This window comes from Noviherbaspirillum sp. FW303-A3 (genome assembly GCF_058788695.1).
On record NZ_JBYTAZ010000001.1, the window covers coordinates 3052261 to 3069953 of the forward strand.

The window sequence follows — 17693 nt, forward strand, 5'->3', positions numbered from 1 at the left end:
GCGTGTTTTATGACCGCTTGCGCCGCGCATCACGCGTGACGCGGGCAACCAGCGCCGCCAGCATGCCGCGGTCCCATGTTCCTCCCTGCGGGCCGTACAGGCTGCGTTCCAGCGCCAGCACGGCGTCGCGCGTTCCGCTGTCCTGCATGCGTTCGGCGAGCGCGCCGAGATTTTGCGGCGGGTCGGGCAGGGCTGTCGCCGCCCATTCCAGGAGTCCGTCGCGCACGGCGCGCGCATCTGCCGACCGGCATGCCTGCCGCAGCCGCCATGCCATGCGCAGGCGCCGGCTTCGCAGTGCGGCAAACAGCAGTGCGCTGGCCAGGCCGGCCGCTACGATCGCCCACAGGTGCCCCAGCGCCGTCTGCGTCAGGGTGGCGCTGCTGGTCGTGTCCGCCAACGGCGCCGGTTCGCCGACAAGCAGCGTGCGTCCGGGCAGGTCGGCTGTTCGCTCGCTGTCGGTATCGACGTTCCACCAGCGCAGCCGCAGCGGCGGCACGGTGAACAGGCCGCTTTTCGTCGGCATGAGGACGAAGGTCTGCTCGCGCACCGCGATGTTGCGCTCGCCGGTGAACTGGTTCTGCAGGCGCGGCGGGCCGGGGAGCACGCCCATGCCTTCGACCTTGACGTCCAGCTCCGGCAGTTGCGCGGCTTCCACGCCGGCGGCCTCGATGCGCAGGGTGCGCCGGTGCACACCGTTTTCCACGGTCGTCCATTGCTCCGTCAGGGACAGCGTGTTGGCCGGCAGCCAGGGGGCGCCGTCGGCCTGGATGTCGACGGGCAGCACGGTCAGCGTGCGCGGCGGCGCATCCATGCGGACCGGCCGCCAGCCCTGGGGCAGTGATGCGGTCGCGACAGGAATGCGGCCGGTGGCATAGGCGCCGGCCAGTTCCAGCGTGCCGCTGGCGAAGGGAAAGACGGCGTATTTGCGTTCATGCGCGCGGTAGCGGCGGCCTTCGCGTTCCGTCTCGAAGGTCTTGTCTTCGCCGATGCGGCGCAGGTCGGCCAGGCGAACCTGCGGGCCGGTGAGTTGTACGTCGCGCACATCGACGGCGTGCAGAAAGCGCAGGCGGTAGACTGCTTGCGCATGGACGTGCACCTCCTGCAGGTCGAGCTCGGCTTCAAGCAGCAGGTCCTGCGCCGCCCATGCGGGCAGCACGGCCGCGAGCAGCAGGATGGCGAGCAGGCGCTTCACCATGGCCGCTCCGCGTGTCCGGCGAGGCGGCGTTGATGCTCCGCCTGCAGCTTGCGCCGCAAGAGGCTGCCCGGATCGTCCGGCACGCCGCGCAACCATTGTTCGGCAACACGGTTGGCGTCGCTATCGGACGGCCCGGATGCGCCACCGCCCTTGCCGCCGCCTTTCGGTGAGTTCAGCAGGCTGCGCACGAGGTCGCGGTTGTGCAGGGTGTCGGCATCGGCCGGACGGATGCGCAGCGCGGCTTCGTAACCTTCGAGGGCTTCCTGCAGGCGTCCCGCTTTGGCCAGCGCATTGGCGCGGTTGTACAGCGAGCCGTGATCCTCTTTCCCTTCGAGCAGGCGCGCCGCCTCCTCGAACCGTCCGGCTCGGTAGTGCGCGGCAGCCTTCCAGCGGGCATCGGTAAAGCGTGCGGCTGCTTCGCTGTAGCGGCCGGTGTCGAACAATCTTTTTCCTTCTGCATCGGCAAGGCTTGCCGCTTCGGCGGATTCCGGCAGAAAGCTGGCGCACAGGACCAGCGGCAACGCCGCGAGCAGGCCGCGCCGGAAGCGCAGCGCAGCCAGCGGCAGCAGGGGCAGCAGCAGCCAGGGACCGAGTGCGGTGCCGCCGGCCGTATCCGCACCGCGGTGGCCCGCGGTCAGGGTGTCGGAAAGCGTGGTCAGGTCTGTGTCTTCGGCGCGCATGGCGAGCAGTATGCCACCAGTGCGGGCCGCTGTTTTACGCAGGACAGGCAGGTCTGCGTTGCCGGCATGCAGGACGGAAAGGCGGATGCCCGCCAGTTCCGCTTCCTCCGGGGCATCGCGCCAGTCGCCGCTGGTGAGCCAGACAATGTCGCGCGTCCCTGCGCCGCTGCGCGCGAGCAAGGCGCTTGCCATGCGCAACGCGTGCTCCGGACGGTTGCCGGAAACGGGCATCGCGTCGACGGCGAGTTCCGGGACGAAGCGCGCAACAACGGCCGTGTCGCCGGTGGGAGGAACGACCAGGTAGGGTTCTTCCGCATACACCAGCAGCGCCGTCTCGCCTGCGTGCGGCAGGTTCAACAGTGCATGCAGCTTCAGCTTGATGCGTTCCAGATGCGAGGCCGCTTCCGGCGACAGGTCGACCACCAGTACGCGCATGCTGTCGCGGCGCGTTGCATGGCGTTCGCCGGCATCGTGCAGCTGCGGTCCGGCCAAGGCCAGCACGGCGAGCAGCCCGGCCAGTGCGAGCGTTGCCGTGCCGCTTCGCTTGTCCGTTTCCCCGGTCAGGACATGCGGCAGGAGATGTGCATCGACCACGCGCCGCCACCGCGCCGGTCCCGCCGGCGAGCGGCGGCAATGCCAAAGCGCGAACGCCAGCGGCAGCAGCGCGAGCAGCCATTCCGGCCGAGCGAAGGACAAGTGGCCCGGCAGCGTCATGCCATCGCCTCGCGGCGGTTGCGCCATGCAAGACCGGCGGCCAGCAGGCAGGCGAGGGCCAGCGGCCAGGAATACATTTCGCGCACTACACGCTCGTCGCTGTTCCGTACGGCAGGCTCTGCGCGTTCCACACCATCGAAGAAGGCGGCGATGGCCCGGCTGTCGGTGGCGCGGGCATAGCTGCCGCCGGTCTGGGCGGCAATATCCCTCAGCGCGGTTTCCTGCAGGTCGGGGCCGGCACCGACGCCAACGGCGTGGATGCGCACGCCTTCGCGCCGCGCCAGCCATGCGGCGCGCGACGGTTCGAGCGTGCCGGCGGTATTGGCGCCGTCGGTCAGCAGCACCAGCACCCGCGCACTTTCAGGCAGCCCTTTCAGGTACTTTACCGACAAGGCGATGGCATCTCCCAGGGCCGTTTCTCGCCCCGCCAGGCCGGACTGCACGCTGTCGAGCGCGGATTGCACCGCATGCAAGTCATGGGTCAGGGGCGTGTGCAGGTAAGCCTGTGCCCCGAACACGACCAGCCCCGCCCGGTCGCCCTCCCGCCGCGTGAGGAAGTCGCCGGCCAGCGCGCGCGCCGCCTGCAATCGTTCGACAGCCTTGTCGCCGTGTTTCAGGTCGATGGCCGACATGCTTGTCGACACATCGAAAGCGATGACCAATCCCGATCCGCCACGGACGGGGATGAAGTCTCCCGGCATCTGCGGGCGTGCAGCGGCTGCCACCAGCAGCAGCCAGGCGATGGCGGTGAACCAGCCTTTCGCCTGCGCCGGCGGCGCGTGCACGGCTGCAACGGACAGCCGGGGAATGCGCAATGCAGCCCCGCTTTCCACCGGCGGAAACAGCAGGCGCATCGCCCAGGGCAGCGGCAGGGCAAGGAACAACCACGGCCAGGCGAAGCTCATCGCGGGTTCTCCCGCAGCCATTGGCGCACCAGCGCAAGCAGCGCGTCTGTGTCGGCCGTGCCCGATGCGCGATAGGGAAGGCTTTCCAGAACCGCGCCCGCGCCCTGCGTGAAGGCGTTGCCGCCGCCATGCGCATCGAGGAAGGCGAGCCAGTCGCCACCGCTCAGTCCTTCCACGCCTGCCTGGGGAAAGCAGGCGGCGGCGTGACGGCGCAGCAGTTGCGACAGGCCGCCGGCAAGGCGCACCGCATTCCCGTCGAGCGCATGCGCCGCCTCCAGCGACGACAGCTCGCGCATGGCATGGCGCAGGAGGCGATAACGGATTCTCCGGTAAATGATCCAGGACGCGGCAACGGCTGCGCATCCGGCCGCCACCCACACTTCCGTCATGGCCCACCATGCGGGAGCGGCGGGAAGATGGATATCGCGCAGGGCGTCGAGTGCGTTCGGATTCATGGCATGCCGGACAACAGGCACAGCGCGCGCGCCGGGTCGTCATCCGTGGCAAGCGTCAACAGGCGGACATGCGGGTGCCGGGCGAGCTTTTCCAGCAAGGCGCAGCGTGCCGCAAACGGCGCAAGATAGGCGGCACGGCCGGCATCGCTGTCGAGGTCGAGCGTCATGCCGCGCTCGCCATCGCTCACCCGGTAAATGCCCCGCGGCGGCGAAGACTCGAAAGCGTCGACGACATGCACCAGCCCGACATCGATCCGCAACGACAGGGCGGCAATGGAATGCGCCAGCGCGTCGTCGAGCGCATGGAAGTCGCTGACAAGGATGGCGATGCCGCCGGGGCGAACCGTGTGTGTCACGGCGGCGAGGGCAGGGACAAGCAACGATCCCGTGTCGGGCGGCAAGGCCGATACCTCGGCAAGATGGCGCATCAATGCGAGCGCGCCGTGATGCCGTGCCTGCGGACGCACTTCGCGGCGGCCGCAGCCGCACACAATGCCTCCTACGCGCTCGCCATCCGCCGCTGCCTGCCAGGCGAGCAGGGCGGCAGTGCGGGCAGCGGCCACCGACTTGAACGCGACGCGCGTACCGAAACGCATGCTCGCGCCGAGATCGACCAGCAGGTGCACCGGACGCTCATGTTCTTCGCGGAACAGCTTGGTAAACGGCGCGCCGCGGCGCGCGGTCTGGCGCCAGTCGATGCTGCGCACGTCATCGCCCGCACGGTAAGGGCGCGATTCGGCAAACTCCATGCCGCGGTTGAGACGGCCGGGAGAACGGCCGCCGGGCGTGCCGGCGGCGGGAGAAAGCGGGATGCCTCGCCGGTCATGCACCTTCGTGCGCAGGGCCACCAGATCCGCCAGCGGCGCGACGCTCCCCTCCTGTCCTGCATCCCCGGTGTTCACGGCACGCGCACCTTCTGCAACAGCGTACCGACCAGTGCGTCCACCGTCATGCCGGCCGCCTGCGCTTCATAGCTCAGCAGGATACGATGCCGCAGCACATCGGGCGCTACCAGGCGGATGTCGTCGGGAGAGACGTAATCACGTCCCATGAGCCATGCATGCGCGCGCGCGCAGCGTTCGAGTGCAATGGTTCCGCGCGGGCTCGCTCCGTAGCGCACACTGCCGGCCAGCGACGCATCCACGGTGTCGGGGCGGCGGGTCGCTTCGGTCAGGCGCACGATATAGTCTTCCAGGTCTTCGGCAAGATGCAGCTCGAGCACCGCGAGGCGCGCGGCGAACATATCCTCGCGCGAGGCAACCGGGTCGATGCGCGCATTGCCGCTGCTGCGCGCTTCATTGCGCGCCAGGGCGAGGATATGCCGCTCCGTGGCGGCATCGGGATAATCCACCTGCACCTGCATCAGGAATCGGTCGAGCTGCGCCTCGGGCAGCGGATAGGTGCCTTCGTGCTCGATCGGGTTCTGCGTCGCCATCACCATGAACAGCGGCGGCAGCAGATAGGTTTCGCGTCCGATGGTGATCTGCCGTTCGGCCATCGCCTCCAGCAGCGCCGACTGCACCTTGGCGGGTGCGCGGTTGATCTCGTCGGCCAGCACGAACTCATGGAACAGCGGCCCGCGTTCGAAATGGAAGCTGCCGTCCTGCGGACGGAACACCTCGGTGCCGGTGAGGTCGGCCGGCAGCAGGTCGGGGGTGAACTGCAGGCGATGGAAGCTGCCTTCAACCAGCGCCGCAAGCACCTTGACGGCACGCGTCTTGGCCAGGCCGGGCGGGCCTTCGAGCAGCAGGTGGCCGTCGGCCAGCAGGGCGACCAGCAGGCGGTCGACCAGGCGCGGCTGGCCCAGCACTTCCTGGTTCAGGCGATGGCGCAGGTCGTGGAAGTGGCGGTGCGTAGGCATGGTCTGGTCTTGCTGTGCCCGGCAACGGCCGGGCACGGAGGTTAGGGCCAAAGCTCGATGAGCAGCTTGTACGTGCCGACGATCGTCGGGTTGGACGCACCGTTATCGGCATCGATGTAGTACGTAGTGCCTGTGGATGGGGTCGTGTAGATCAGGACGGCATCGCTGGCACCTGCGGAACCTTCCTGCGCTGCAAGCTGGGCAGATGCGCTGCGGATGCTCACCAGGGAGTCGGTCAGTGTGCCGTTGCCGCCATCGGCACCCAGCATGCTGATGCGGTATCTGGTACTGGTCGCGAGAGTGACGATATAACGGTCGGTGTCACTGCCGTCGTCGATCGCGGCATTGATTGTGGTGCCGAGAGAGAGCGCCTGGGCATTGGTATTGGCGCTTCCTGCTTCCGCCTGCGCCGTGATCGTGAATGTTCCCATGCCACCTGAGCCGCGAGCGTCGAGGAAGTAGTCGCCGTTGGCGGTCGGCGCATAGCGGACGATCACATCCCGTCCCGAAGCAGAAAACACTTCGCCGGTTACCGCCGTTCCCGAGGCACCTGTCGAATTCATGATGCCTGGGATATCCGGATCGAGCAGCGTGCCCCCGCCACCGTCCACGCCAGTCATCGTGAACACATAGCTTGACGTGCTCGATAACGCAACTTTGAAGTAATCGGCATCGACAGTGTCGTCAATCTTGCCGGTGGCAGAACCACCAATGGCAAGTGTTGCGGCACTTGCTACCGTATTGCCGATCTCTGCCTCCGCAGTAATCCGGAATGTGCCTGCGTCCGTACCTGCGCCCTGCGCTTCAATGTAGTAGTCTCCCGCTGCACCGGGAATCCAGCGTACATATGAATCCATGCCGACCGAGCTCGACACCAGTCCCGTGACGGCAGTATTGCTCGAGTTTCGGATCGAGGAAATGAGCGGGTCGTCCAGCGTACCTGCACCGGTTTCCACGCCCAGCATCTTGAACAGATAACTCGTGTTGGCAGCGAGCGAGATCTTGAAGTAATCAGAGTCGGTCGTATCATCGATCGTGCCGTTGGCGAATCCGCCCAATGTCAATGTCGTATCCGAAGTTGCAATCGTGTTGCCCACTTCGGTGGCGATAGAGAGCACATACGTACCGAAGCTGTTGCTGCTGCTTTGCGCATTAATATAGTAGGTGCCTGCCGTTGCCGGAATGATGCGTGCCACGGAGTCGCGCCCGAGCGCATTGTCGACGCCCGTGCCGGACGTGCCGGCGACGATGGTGGTCGGCGTCGTCGAAAGCCGGATGCCATTGATATAGGGGTCGGCAAGGCTGCCGGCGCCACTGTACACGCCGAGCATCTTGACCACATAGCTGGTGTTCGTGTTCAGCGTGACGGCATACCAGTCGGTGTCGGTGCTTTCGTCGATCATGCCCGTTACTGATCCGGGCACGGAAATGGTGGCGGTCGTGGTCTGGCTGCCGGCGATGTCCTTGTCGGCGCTCAGCATGAAGGTGCCGTCAGTGCCGCCCGCACCCGATGCCGCGACATAGTAGGTCCCCGCGCCTCCGGCAGCGGTAGTGAACTTGACCCATGAATCGCGGCCCACAACGACCGAGAGTGGATCGATCGGGTCGTTGATCGTGGTCAGCGTCTGCGATGTGCCGCCGGAATTGTAGACGGCGGTGATGAGCGGGTCGGCCAGGTCGCCGCTTCGGCTGTCGATGCCGGTCATGCGGACGTAATACGTCGTGCTCGCTTCCAGATTGACGCCATAGTGGTCGATGTCGCCATTGCTGTCGATGGTGCCCTCGGCCGGCGTTCCTACGGTAAACGAGTCCGCCGTGCCATTGGTTGTGCCGATGTTGTCGATCGTCACGGCGAGTTTCGCCGTACCCGTGAAGCGGTCGTATCCGTCCGCGGAGATATAGTAAGTACCGCTGGTCGAGGGCGTGAAGAACAGCACCGGATTGAGCAGGCCGCGTGAATCGTCGACGAATGTGTCGGTCACGAACTGGCCCACGCTATCGTAGACGCCGGTAATCACCGGGTCGTAGAGCGTGCCGCGCTTCGTCGGCGCGCCTTGCAGCCGGATTCCGTAAGTGCTTCCCGCTGTCAGCGAGACGCTGTACCAGTCGACGTCCGCTGCATCGTCGATGGTCACCACGACAGGGTTATTCAGCGTGACAGCGGAGGCAGTCGCGATGGCCTGTCCAATGTCGCCGGGAACCTCGGTAACGCTCAGGCGGTAGCTGCCCGTATAACCCGCATAGCCGTCCGCGGCGATGTAATACGTGCCGGTAGCGGTTGGCCGGAAAACCAGCGAAGCCTCGTTGCCGTCGTTATCGTCGGAGAAAGTGTTGGCGACCCGGGCACCGGCGGCGTCGAAGATGCCCGCGATCAGCGGGTCCTCCAGCGTGCCGGCACCGGATTGGCTTCCCTGCATCTTGATCACGTAGGTCATGCCGCTCACGAGGTTTACCCGATACCAGTCGATGTCTGTTGCACCGCCGATGTTGCCGGTTGCCGATCCGTTGACCGCCACAGCTGCCGCGGTGGACGTGCTGGTGGGGATGTCATTCTCTATCTGCGCGGCGGAGAGCGTATAAGTGCCTTCGTAGAGGGCGAAGGCGTCGATGTAATAGGTGCCGCTGGCAGTGGGCGTGAAAATGGTGGTCGACGAGGCAGTCCACGGGCCGAGAATCGGCGCCGCATAAGAGCCGGTGTAGTTGCCTGCGGCATCGAAAATGCCATGGATGACCGGCGTGTTGTCGGTGCCGGTGCCGTTCAGCGAAAACTGGTACGTCACGCCGGCTGTCAGCGAAACGGCGAACCAGTCGTGGTCGTATGGCTGCTCCATCTTGGTCGTGACGCTGCTGCCGATTGCCAGCGTGGCGCTGGTCGTGGTGTTTCCCGGCACGTCGGTGGTGGAGGCGTTGACGTCAAGTGAGAAGGTGCCGGTGTAGGTGCTCCAGCCATCGGCGGCAATATAGAAGTTGCCGGTCGACGGTGCGACGAAGGTCATGCCGGCGTCGCGCGTGTCCAGGTCGTCCACATAGGTGTTGGTGATATACCTGCCGGAGCTGTCGTAGACGCCGGCGATGACAGGGTCGGGCAGTGTTCCGTTGCCCGACACCAGACCGCGCATGCGGACAGTATACGTGGTTCCGCCGGTCAGGGAGACGCGGTACCAGTCCACATCCGTCTCCGTATCGATGGTGCCGGTGACAGATCCGCCTACGCTTACCGTACCCGTGGTTGCCGTTGTTGCGGTGACGTTGTCCGTTGCGCCGTTGCTGTTGGTGACGGAGATCTGAAACGTACCCGTCGTGCCGAGATCGCCGGAAACCATGATGCGGTAGGTGCCGCTCGTCGTCGGACGGAAGGTCGTCATGGCATCGCGTCCGTTCGGTCCGGAAATCAGGCCGTCGTTATTGAAGCCGTTGATGTAGGTCGAGCCGGTGCTGTTGTAGATGCCGTCAATGAGCGGGTCACCGAGCGTGAACGAACTGGTGCCCGCGCCGACGACACGGATCGTGTAGGTCGTGTTGGCTGTCAGCGCGACGTCATAGTTGAGCAGTGCGTACGCGGTCGTGACATCGCCAGTGAGGGACTGGCCAACGGTAATGGTGGGCATGGACGTTTTCCTGGCTTGTCAGGATGATGGTTGCTTGGGCCGTATCGTGCTGTTTTCTTGTCGTTCCCGGGCGACGGCGCCCTCGCCGGAATGCGGGCGAACGGACACGGGGTGCCTCCCGCTCTTGAAGCAAGAATGCCCGAACGTCAAGCACAAATCCTTGACCCGGAGCAATTTTTCCCAAAGCAGCAGACGCAGCCTTCGCGCACCGCGCGCCGCCTTGCGGATCCGGGAAAAATTGACTCTGGTCAATGAATGCATTGGCTGTGCTCCCCTACTATGCCGAGGGAGTGGCGCGGCACCGCATTGGTATCCGCGACGGATTTCAATGAGGATTTGCATGAAACGCAATGCATTGGCGGCGGCGATCGCCTTGGGATTTCTTGTTGCCGCTTGCGGCGGGGGCGGTGGGAGCACGGGTGCTTCGACGCAGAATCCATCCACCGGTACACCGGTTGCCGCCGGCGTAGCCTCCTTTGCCGGCGTGCGAGGCGACTATTCGATCGCCCGCACCGCAAACGGTTATACCGTCACAGAGCGCCGCACGGGCGCTTCATCGAACGTCACCGGTGCGAAAGCCATTCGCTTCGCTGACATGTCGGTCAACCTGGACATTGCCGACAAATCTGCATTCCTAGGCCGTGGCCGGACCAATGACCTGATCGAGCTGTACATGACCTTTCTTGCGCGCGTGCCGAATGCGGACGCTCTCGCCGGGTGGATGGACAGGTTGAATGCAGGGCAGACGCAGATCCAGCTGGCCGATGCCTTGTATACCGAGGCGGTGCAGAATCCCGGCATCACCGGTTACAGCGCGGGGATGACCAATTCCGAATTTGTGACAGCCGTGTACAAGACAGCGTTCGGCCGGTTCGGCGCCATGGCGCCATCGCCCGCCACGGTGGAAAGCTGGAGCACCCGGATCGACAAGGGCGGAATTTCTCGCGGCGCACTGATGCTCACGATGCTCGATGCGGCGCATTCCGGCCTGTCCGACCTGAACACAGCTGCCGTCACCCTCCTGCTGGACAACAGGACCTCGGTCGGTTACTACTTCGCCGTGCAGCACGGTCTTAACTACAACACCGCGGAGGTATCCCTGTCGCGTACGGCGGCGATTGCCGCCGCCGTGACCGCCACCGACATCACTGCCGCGCAGGCCCTGATCGGGTTCTCGGATTCCGGCTTCGCCGGCTCTGGCGCCGGGAAATAGCGGGCCGCGTCGCAGATTGCGGCGCTCAGATCATCCCTTTGTGCAATGCCGTCGACACGAACGGAATGCCAAAGAACGTGAAGAAGGCGACGCACCATGTGGCGAAGATCATCCCCGCATTGACTGCCGGGCCGGTCCTGAAGGATGCGCGCAGGTGAAGCATCAACCCGATCGACAACCAGGTCAGCAGCGACCAGATTTCCAGGGTGTCCCAGGACCAGTAGCGGCCCCAGGCATCCTGGGCCCATATTGCGCCGGCGACGATTCCCAATGTGTCGAAAATCAGCGCCAGCGCCATGCAACGGTATGCGGTCCTGTCGAGTACATGGTCAGCCGGCATGCGGGTGAATACGCCTGTGCCGATTTCCGCAGCGCGCAGCAGCACGACGCCGCCCATTCCCAGCGCCACGAATGCCGCCCCGAGGAACAGCTTGATGAAGCCTATATGGATGAACAGCCAGACGGTATCGTAGGTCGGCGGCAATGACGATTCCGCTGTCGGGATCAGCAGCATCCATGCCATCACCAGCATGACTATCGGCAAGGCGATCGCGGCAAAATTTCGCATTCTCGGCAGAAGCCAGTAACCGATCACCACTGCGGCCATCAGTCCCCACACGTTCGCCGACAGCATTTCAAAGGTATTTCCGACCGGCAGGTGGCCAATGCGCACCCAGCGTACACCGATGGCCGTCGTGTGCAGCAGCCAGGCGGCGAACATCAGGCCAAGCACGGTGCGCTCGGGCTGCTTGCGGAAGACCAGCGCATACAGCGCGACAACCGTCGCCAGGGCGTAGCCGGTGACGGAAATCCAGAAAGAAATGAGTTCGGCTTGCAGGAGGTTCATGGCTTGAAGAGATTGAATTTGTCGCTGGTCTTGATTTCGTACTTGCTCATGCTGCCCGGGTCTTCGGTGCCCGGAATCGGCATCTTGGTGCCCATGCCCTTGCCGTCGCGGCGCAATTCTTCCGCCGTAAAGCCGGGCGGTATGCCGCGCGTGGGCCCCCAAGGGCCGCGACCGAGTTGCGCTTCCCATTCCCAGATTGCAGAGCGTGCCTGCGCCACCTGCAGCCGGTACGGGTCGGCATTCTTCACGGTATGGAGGAAGCTGCGCATGCCGCCGAGCGCCGTTTCGAGATCGCCGAGCTGTTCCGACGCTGCGGCATGCGCGAAGTACGCATCGGCATAGACAGGATCGAAGTTGATTGCGGCTTCGTAGTAGCGCCGCGCTTCTGCATAGTTGCGCTTTCCGGCAAGCGCATGGCCCATCGCCAAGTACGTCGGCGCGTGTTCCGGGTCGAGCGGACCCGCGCGATCAAGCGTCGCGATGGCCTCGTCGTATCGCTTTTCACGGATGCTCTTTTCAGCGGCGCGAAGCAGGTTGTTGATTTCCCTGGCCCGCTCGGCAGCGCGGTTGCCGGTGGTTTGCGGTTTTTCTTCCCCGGGAATGCTTTCTTCCTTCGTCTCGGCAACCGTTTCACGGAGGTTGTCCAGGCCGACCGGCGTATTGCTGCGCTGCTCTGCCCGCATGGCCGACGCATCGATGCCGCGACCGGGAAGGAATTCCACCAGCAAGCCGATCGCGATGACGCCGGCAATCACGCCGACCAGAGCCATTGGCCGGAAATCGCGGCGACGACGCGGTGCTGGCGATGATGCGATGCTCATCGCGGTCCCTGCGACACGACCGTGGCGGTGCCGTTGGCAAGGTGCGCGCGGACCGTCGCCACATCGACTGCAAAGCGCGCGCCAAAGCAGATGAAACTGTCGTCAGGGCGGTGATGCCGGCGTGCGTAGATGTGCACGGCGCTGGATGGCGAGCCCCAGCGGCCGCCTTTCACCAGCTTCACCGGAACATCGAGCTCGCCATTGCCAAGCGTCCCATACGGGGCCAGCGGCGGATTGCGTTGTCCGTCTTTCATGCTGACATCGAAGTCTTCATTGAACCAGTCAGCGACAAATTCCATCGCGTTCCCGGCCATGTTATAGACGCCATACGGCGAAATGCCGTTGCGGAAGTAATCGACCGGCATTCCCTGGCAATCCGAATTCGTGTTGTACTGCGCAAACGTGTCGTCAGGATGCTCATTCCCCCAAGGCCAGATGCGCTTGTCCGTGCCGCGCGCCGCTTTTTCCCATTCGGCCTCGGTCGGCAGGCGGAAACCCATCCAGCGCGCAAACTCGTCGGCAAGCTGCCAGGACAATTGGGATGCGGGCAGATCGAGCTCGGGTTCGGCAAGGTAATAGGCGCCATTCGGACGCTGCCGTACCGCGCACAGGGTGCGATCACCCTGTCCATACTGCGACGCGTATTTCGCCTGGCCGGAATTGAGGAAGCGCAACAGGTCGCGCGCCCGGGCTTCATACTTCGCAATGTAGAAGCCATCGAGCCAGGTCTTCACGTCGCGATACCACGGCACCTTGAGCCTGGTGGTGTCCTTCCAGTATCCGCCACCGACCGCATACCAGAACCAGCCCTCGGGAATATGAATGAATTCGACGCCGTTGATGGTGACCTCGCGCGGCAAGTCATCGGCGCGAGCGTGATGCGGCACGCCCAACGCCAGCGACAGTGACAGTAGCAGCATCTGTATGAATGAACGCATCCGGTTTCTCCTCTATCGTTCGCGCACCAGGCGCAGGCCGATGTTGTCCATCGTCGCCGCCGGGTCGTAGCGGCCGCGCATGGCGCACCGCACCTGCCTCTGTTCTGTCCGGAAGCTGCCTCCGCGCAGGACGCGTAACGTATTCCCCGCCTCTGTCCTGGGGTTGAACAGCGCATGGCGCGCGTAGGCGTCAGGCTGGTAGCTGTCCTGCGTCCATTCCCACGCATTGCCCAGCATGTCGTGCAGTCCGAATGCATTGGCTTCCAGGACGCCGACTTCCAGTGCTTCGTAACTCCGTTTGGGCGAGCCCGCATACCACGCGCTGCGTGCCAGATAGGCGGTCACTTCGTCCATGTCCTTGGCGGCGTCGTCGCCTTTGGTTCCAGCGCGGCACGCATACTCCCATTCGGCCTCCGTGGGCAGGCGGAAGCGAACCTTGCCGCCCGTTTGCGCCGACAGGCGTTCCGCGAACTGGGTTGCCTGCGTCCACGTCACGCCGACCTTTGCCCGACGGCCGCCGTCGGCAGGCACATCCCCGCCCATCACCTTGTGCCAGTCCGCCTGGCTGACTTCTGTCTTTGCCATCCAGAACGCGTCGACACAGGCTTCGTGCCGCGGCATCTCGTCCTCGGCGAGATGGCCCTTGTAGCCGATCCGCTCCCAATGGCTGTCGAAGTCTGCTTCGACGCGCTGCGCCGTCCCCATCTGGAAGCACCCCTTGGGAAGGGCAACGAATACGATGCCCGTCATCGGCTCCGTCCACGCCGGCAACGCCTGTGGAGCAGCAGCAGCGATGTTGCTGGCAATGGCGCAGGAAAATGCCGCCAGCCTCTTCCACGCAATTCCCGCCTTGTCCGTCATTTTCCGTTCAGTCCTCATCCCAGGTTCTCCATAACCGTTGCGCGTAGAACCACACCAGGCTGGCGATCGCAATGCTGATGGTGGCGGTCAGCCATGGTGTGGTTGGATCGTAAATGATGCTGTAGCCCATCCATGCGCTCAGGCCGGTGTAGCTCAGCCTGCCGCCCGGCAGGTCCACACTCTCGCCAAGGCGCAGCTCGTGAAAGCGTTCATCGTGGTTCAGGACCAGCTTGTTGTGCGCCTCCTTTGCGCCCAGGTTGGTCCGCTGGGTCCCAGGTGCGGCAGGCATCGGCTCGGTGGACAGGGATAGCCAGACCTCGGGGCCGGACGGGATCGACCACTGCCTGCCTGGCGTGAAGCCGTCCTCGCCTGCCGCGCCGAGCTGCAGCGCGGCGAAATGAATGGTGCCGTCCTGCGCAGCCCATTGCACGGCCGGTACAAAACCGCGATTGCGCGAGGTGTAGATGCGGTAGCCGTTCAGCACGAGAGGCCGGTCGTCGCCGATCTCGCCCTCATGCATTGTTCCGCCGGCATCTGAAAAGCGCACCTTGTTGCGGGTGGAGCGGTACTTGTTCCGTTCCGGGAACGCCTCGACAAAGCCGTCGTTGGAAAAACGCAGTGCGCGTGCGCCATTTCCATGCAAGGCGCCTTGTTCCTCCTTGTAAAAATCGCCGGCAAAGCGTTCGCCCACCGAGACCTTTGCCGCGCCTTCGAAGTAGGTCAGGCGTGCAACCGCGAGCAAGGCGATGAACGCCAGAAGCGACACGTGAAACACCAGCAGCGGCAGGTCCGCTCGGAAACGCGCATTGCTTGCGATCGAGGCGGTCAGGTTGACCGTCAGCAGGCCCAGCGGCACCAACGCAGCCGGCGTGGCCGCGAGCACCCCGTAAGACACGCCCAGCGCCGATATCGCCATGAGCAGGAAAAATGCCACCATCAGGCGCGGCGACGCCAACGCCTTGATGCCTGCCGCAAGCCGCCATCCCATGATCGTCAGTTCCCGCAAGCCGCGCTCATGCCGCCGCTGCCATCGAAGCAGCTCGTTTCCTGCCAGGTACTGCTTGTTCGCCATGTCGTGACCTTCAGTCGTGCACTGACGTAATAGGGCGGAACGGTGTAATTGGTCGGCACCGAGGTGCAGCCCGGCGCCAGGCCCGCTTCGGTGCCGACGCAGTTCAGATTGACAAGAAACGCCTTGTTTTTCCATCCGTGCGGTACTGCGATATGGCAGAAGTTGCAGGGCGCACCGCTCTTGTCGCTGAAGCTATGGCTGGCATCGCCATTGCGGAAGCCGCCATTGCCGCCGGTCGGATTGTGGCAGTTGCCGCAGAAGCCCGGGCTGGATGGCGTGTTTCCGCGCTCGCCGATGTTCCAGTCACCCTTGAGCAAATACTTCTTCGACGAGCCGTGCGGTCCCTGGGTGACGCCCGCCGTCGGCCCGGTGTTCTGCGTCCACGATCCGGGATCACCGTGGCAATCCGAGCAATGCATGGTCTGGTAGCCGACGTACGCCACCGTGTTGAACGGCGCGCGGATATTCGTGAAGTCGGTTGTTGCGCTGCCGGTCCGTTCATGGCTGGTGCGGCCTGTCGGCCACATCACCGGATGCCAGGAACGGTGATTGTTGTCTCCCGCCGAAGGGGGCGATCCGTTCGGCGTGAAGCGGGAGTCGTTGCCGACTTCGCCCTGGTCGGTGCCGCTCGTCGGCGGATCTGTGGCGCGCACCGATCCGAACTCTGCGGCTACGTTGGTATAGCGAGTCAGGTAGTTGCGCTGCGCGCCCGATCCGAAGGTGCCGCCAAGCGTGTTGCCCAGCGGAGGAAAGGAACGCATGTCGTCGCTGTTGGAGTAGTTGGAATGGCACTTGAAGCAAAGCTGGTACTCGCGCGTCAGGTAGGTCTTGTTCCTGTCGTACGAAAGGTCCAAGCCTGGATCGCCTTTCTTGACGACGTACTGGGCAGGCAGTTGCGGCCAGGTGGAAGTGGTCGGTCCGAATACCGGTTCGACACCCCACGTGCCGCGTAGCACGCCCGATGCGACATTGCCGTCCGCACCCTTGATGTCTACTGTCTTCGTACCACCTGCAACGTGCGTACGCAGGGCGCCGTCGCCCGTTGGCGCAGACGTGCCGTAGAACTTGCTGGCGCGCCGCACGCGATGAGGGTTGTGGCAATCGGTGCATTCGACATGCCGGTTTTCCGGGTTGTTCTTGCCCAGCAATTCAGGCGACTCCATGAAGTCGGAGTCGACGATGTCGTGCACCTCGCGCTTGTTGCGCAGCTGTTCGACGGTGGAGATCGGCATGCGGATTGCGCGGTTGAACTCGGTCTTGATGTCAGGTACGGTGCTGTTCGCTGTGGTGCCGATCACCCGCGTCGCACTGGTCGACAGATCATGGCACTGGTAACAGGTGTTCTCGATCGACGATGTGGTGTCGGCCGGAGTGATGGCCGAACCCACGCGGTAAGTGCCGGCGCCGGTGCCGGCCGTGTCGCTCTGCACGCCTTCACGCAGCAGACGTCGCGTGCCTTGAGCCGAGTGGGTGTCGTGGCAGTTCAGGCAGGCTGCCTGCCATACCTTCGTTCCCGTGGGGAAGTTGCGGCGGACGGCCGCCGCGTCGATGTAGGCTTCGTCCGCGACGATCGGATTGGCATGTGCCGATTCGGACCATGTCCGATTCATTTTCGGATGGCATGCGAGGCAGATCTGGTCGGTGTTTTCGTTGAAGGGCAAGCCGGTCGGCGTCGTTTGCTGGAAGCGATTTGCTCTTAGAAATTTGTTGAGCCTGTCCGACGTCCACAGGTGCGGATCATGGCAGGTGCCGCACTGGACCTGGCCGGCACCATTGGTGCCGGTCGGTTCCAGCGGAAGGAGCGGCTTGTAGCCGTTGCTCCGGATGCCCAGGACGTTGCCGGTGATGACATCGCGCGCCGCCGGTGTGTTGCCTGTCAGACGTGTCAGCTCGCTGTCCTGCGCGGCGAGGGCATCGCTGTAGGTGAACGAAATCGGATGGTCGTTGGTCAGGTCGGTGCCAACCTGGCGGGTGAAGCCGCTCAGCGCGCCCTGCGGACCGGACGGCATTTTACCGCCTTCGGTGTTGTCGAGCTGGATGGTGCGGCTCGCGCCGCGCAGCATGTTCACGTTGCCTAGCGCCAGCATGCCGTCATGGCAGGAAAGACAGAGAACGGAACTGCCAAGCGGCTGGTTGCTGAAACCCTCAAGAATGTAGTTCGCGTCCATCGACGACGAGGTGTAGCGTGTATAGAGAGCCCCCGAGGCATTGCGATTCCAGAGAGGTCCCTTGACGGACGAAGTGGCCGCATGGGGCGTGTGGCAGAACGCGCAGACAGCGGTTTCGCCGTCCGCCGGGGCTCGCACGTTGGAGAGTGGATTGCTCGCCAAACTGTTCGGTCCGGTGCGTGACAGGTTGTGCGGTGTGTTGCGCACATCCGACACCGGCGCTGCGGCGGCGGAGGCCAGTATGCCGGCTGCGAGCATGACCATACCTGCATGCAGCGCCGTCGCAAGTGCAGATTTCCTTTCCTTCCAGCTTTTTGTCATTGTTGCCCCATGTTTTCTTCTTGTCGGGTGACGC

The 17693-nt window shown here is 64.3% G+C and carries 14 protein-coding genes; 1 reads left to right on the forward strand and 13 read right to left on the reverse strand.

Translation table 11 applies throughout. The features are described 5' to 3' along the window. Positions 1–7: 7 nt before the first annotated feature. Genes AC3WOY_RS14725 through AC3WOY_RS14755 form a run of 7 tightly spaced genes read right to left on the reverse strand, consistent with a single transcriptional unit; the run spans position 8 to position 9418 of the window. On the reverse strand, positions 8–1195 hold the full coding sequence (locus AC3WOY_RS14725; protein WP_492425024.1) for a BatD family protein: 1188 nt from the start codon (positions 1193–1195) through the stop codon (positions 8–10). After that, complete coding sequence (locus tag AC3WOY_RS14730; protein ID WP_492425026.1) at positions 1189–2589, reverse strand: tetratricopeptide repeat protein; 1401 nt, start codon at positions 2587–2589, stop codon at positions 1189–1191. The genes AC3WOY_RS14725 and AC3WOY_RS14730 overlap by 7 nt, the downstream gene beginning before the upstream one ends. Beyond that, positions 2586–3494, reverse strand: coding sequence for a VWA domain-containing protein (locus AC3WOY_RS14735; RefSeq protein WP_492425028.1), 909 nt, complete (start codon positions 3492–3494; stop codon positions 2586–2588). The genes AC3WOY_RS14730 and AC3WOY_RS14735 overlap by 4 nt, the downstream gene beginning before the upstream one ends. Further along, positions 3491–3949: a DUF4381 domain-containing protein gene (locus AC3WOY_RS14740; RefSeq protein ID WP_492425030.1), complete on the reverse strand. Its 459-nt coding sequence runs from the start codon at positions 3947–3949 to the stop codon at positions 3491–3493. The genes AC3WOY_RS14735 and AC3WOY_RS14740 overlap by 4 nt, the downstream gene beginning before the upstream one ends. Beyond that, entirely contained in the window at positions 3946–4851 is a 906-nt protein-coding gene (locus tag AC3WOY_RS14745; RefSeq protein WP_492425032.1) for a DUF58 domain-containing protein, read from the reverse strand. Before AC3WOY_RS14745 ends, AC3WOY_RS14740 begins: the two co-directional genes overlap by 4 nt. Then, positions 4848–5810, reverse strand: a complete 963-nt coding sequence (locus AC3WOY_RS14750) for an AAA family ATPase (RefSeq protein ID WP_492425034.1) — start codon at positions 5808–5810, stop codon at positions 4848–4850. The genes AC3WOY_RS14745 and AC3WOY_RS14750 overlap by 4 nt, the downstream gene beginning before the upstream one ends. A 41-nt stretch (positions 5811–5851) precedes the next feature. Beyond that, positions 5852–9418, reverse strand: a complete 3567-nt coding sequence (locus tag AC3WOY_RS14755; protein WP_492425036.1) for a beta strand repeat-containing protein — start codon at positions 9416–9418, stop codon at positions 5852–5854. Between the two features lie 340 nt (positions 9419–9758). Here AC3WOY_RS14755 and AC3WOY_RS14760 point away from each other — a divergent pair, with 340 nt between their 5' ends. Continuing rightward, positions 9759–10631 (forward strand): hypothetical protein, encoded by an 873-nt coding sequence (locus AC3WOY_RS14760; protein WP_492425038.1) that lies wholly within the window; start codon positions 9759–9761, stop codon positions 10629–10631. A gap of 25 nt (positions 10632–10656) precedes the next feature. Here AC3WOY_RS14760 and ccsA read toward each other — a convergent pair whose 3' ends face one another. Genes ccsA through AC3WOY_RS14790 form a run of 6 tightly spaced genes read right to left on the reverse strand, consistent with a single transcriptional unit; the run spans position 10657 to position 17659 of the window. Beyond that, entirely contained in the window at positions 10657–11478 is an 822-nt protein-coding gene (ccsA, locus tag AC3WOY_RS14765; RefSeq protein WP_492425040.1) for a cytochrome c biogenesis protein CcsA, read from the reverse strand. Further along, on the reverse strand, positions 11475–12299 hold the full coding sequence (locus AC3WOY_RS14770; RefSeq protein ID WP_492425042.1) for a hypothetical protein: 825 nt from the start codon (positions 12297–12299) through the stop codon (positions 11475–11477). Before AC3WOY_RS14770 ends, ccsA begins: the two co-directional genes overlap by 4 nt. Beyond that, entirely contained in the window at positions 12296–13237 is a 942-nt protein-coding gene (locus AC3WOY_RS14775) for a formylglycine-generating enzyme family protein (RefSeq protein WP_492425044.1), read from the reverse strand. The genes AC3WOY_RS14770 and AC3WOY_RS14775 overlap by 4 nt, the downstream gene beginning before the upstream one ends. Positions 13238–13249: 12 nt before the next feature. Next, positions 13250–14116, reverse strand: a complete 867-nt coding sequence (locus AC3WOY_RS14780) for a formylglycine-generating enzyme family protein (RefSeq protein ID WP_492425046.1) — start codon at positions 14114–14116, stop codon at positions 13250–13252. Further along, positions 14106–15170 carry a hypothetical protein gene (locus AC3WOY_RS14785; RefSeq protein ID WP_492425048.1) on the reverse strand — a complete coding sequence of 355 codons (1065 nt, stop codon included), beginning with the start codon at positions 15168–15170 and terminating at the stop codon, positions 14106–14108. The genes AC3WOY_RS14780 and AC3WOY_RS14785 overlap by 11 nt, the downstream gene beginning before the upstream one ends. Next, on the reverse strand, positions 15092–17659 hold the full coding sequence (locus AC3WOY_RS14790; RefSeq protein ID WP_492425050.1) for a cytochrome c3 family protein: 2568 nt from the start codon (positions 17657–17659) through the stop codon (positions 15092–15094). Before AC3WOY_RS14790 ends, AC3WOY_RS14785 begins: the two co-directional genes overlap by 79 nt. Between the last annotated feature and the right edge of the window lie 34 nt (positions 17660–17693).

Excerpts from the sequence above, each read along its gene's own strand:
- AC3WOY_RS14775 (WP_492425044.1), bottom strand. The coding sequence starts at position 13,237 with ATGCGTTCATTCATACAGATGCTGCTACTGTCACTGTCGCTGGCGTTG.
- AC3WOY_RS14785 (WP_492425048.1), bottom strand. The coding sequence starts at position 15,170 with ATGGCGAACAAGCAGTACCTGGCAGGAAACGAGCTGCTTCGATGGCAG.
- AC3WOY_RS14730 (WP_492425026.1), bottom strand. The coding sequence starts at position 2,589 with ATGACGCTGCCGGGCCACTTGTCCTTCGCTCGGCCGGAATGGCTGCTC.
- AC3WOY_RS14755 (WP_492425036.1), bottom strand. The coding sequence starts at position 9,418 with ATGCCCACCATTACCGTTGGCCAGTCCCTCACTGGCGATGTCACGACC.
- AC3WOY_RS14760 (WP_492425038.1), top strand. The coding sequence starts at position 9,759 with ATGAAACGCAATGCATTGGCGGCGGCGATCGCCTTGGGATTTCTTGTT.
- AC3WOY_RS14770 (WP_492425042.1), bottom strand. The coding sequence starts at position 12,299 with ATGAGCATCGCATCATCGCCAGCACCGCGTCGTCGCCGCGATTTCCGG.
- AC3WOY_RS14740 (WP_492425030.1), bottom strand. The coding sequence starts at position 3,949 with ATGAATCCGAACGCACTCGACGCCCTGCGCGATATCCATCTTCCCGCC.
- AC3WOY_RS14725 (WP_492425024.1), bottom strand. The coding sequence starts at position 1,195 with ATGGTGAAGCGCCTGCTCGCCATCCTGCTGCTCGCGGCCGTGCTGCCC.
- AC3WOY_RS14790 (WP_492425050.1), bottom strand. The coding sequence starts at position 17,659 with ATGACAAAAAGCTGGAAGGAAAGGAAATCTGCACTTGCGACGGCGCTG.
- AC3WOY_RS14735 (WP_492425028.1), bottom strand. The coding sequence starts at position 3,494 with ATGAGCTTCGCCTGGCCGTGGTTGTTCCTTGCCCTGCCGCTGCCCTGG.
- AC3WOY_RS14750 (WP_492425034.1), bottom strand. The coding sequence starts at position 5,810 with ATGCCTACGCACCGCCACTTCCACGACCTGCGCCATCGCCTGAACCAG.
- ccsA (WP_492425040.1), bottom strand. The coding sequence starts at position 11,478 with ATGAACCTCCTGCAAGCCGAACTCATTTCTTTCTGGATTTCCGTCACC.
- AC3WOY_RS14780 (WP_492425046.1), bottom strand. The coding sequence starts at position 14,116 with ATGAGGACTGAACGGAAAATGACGGACAAGGCGGGAATTGCGTGGAAG.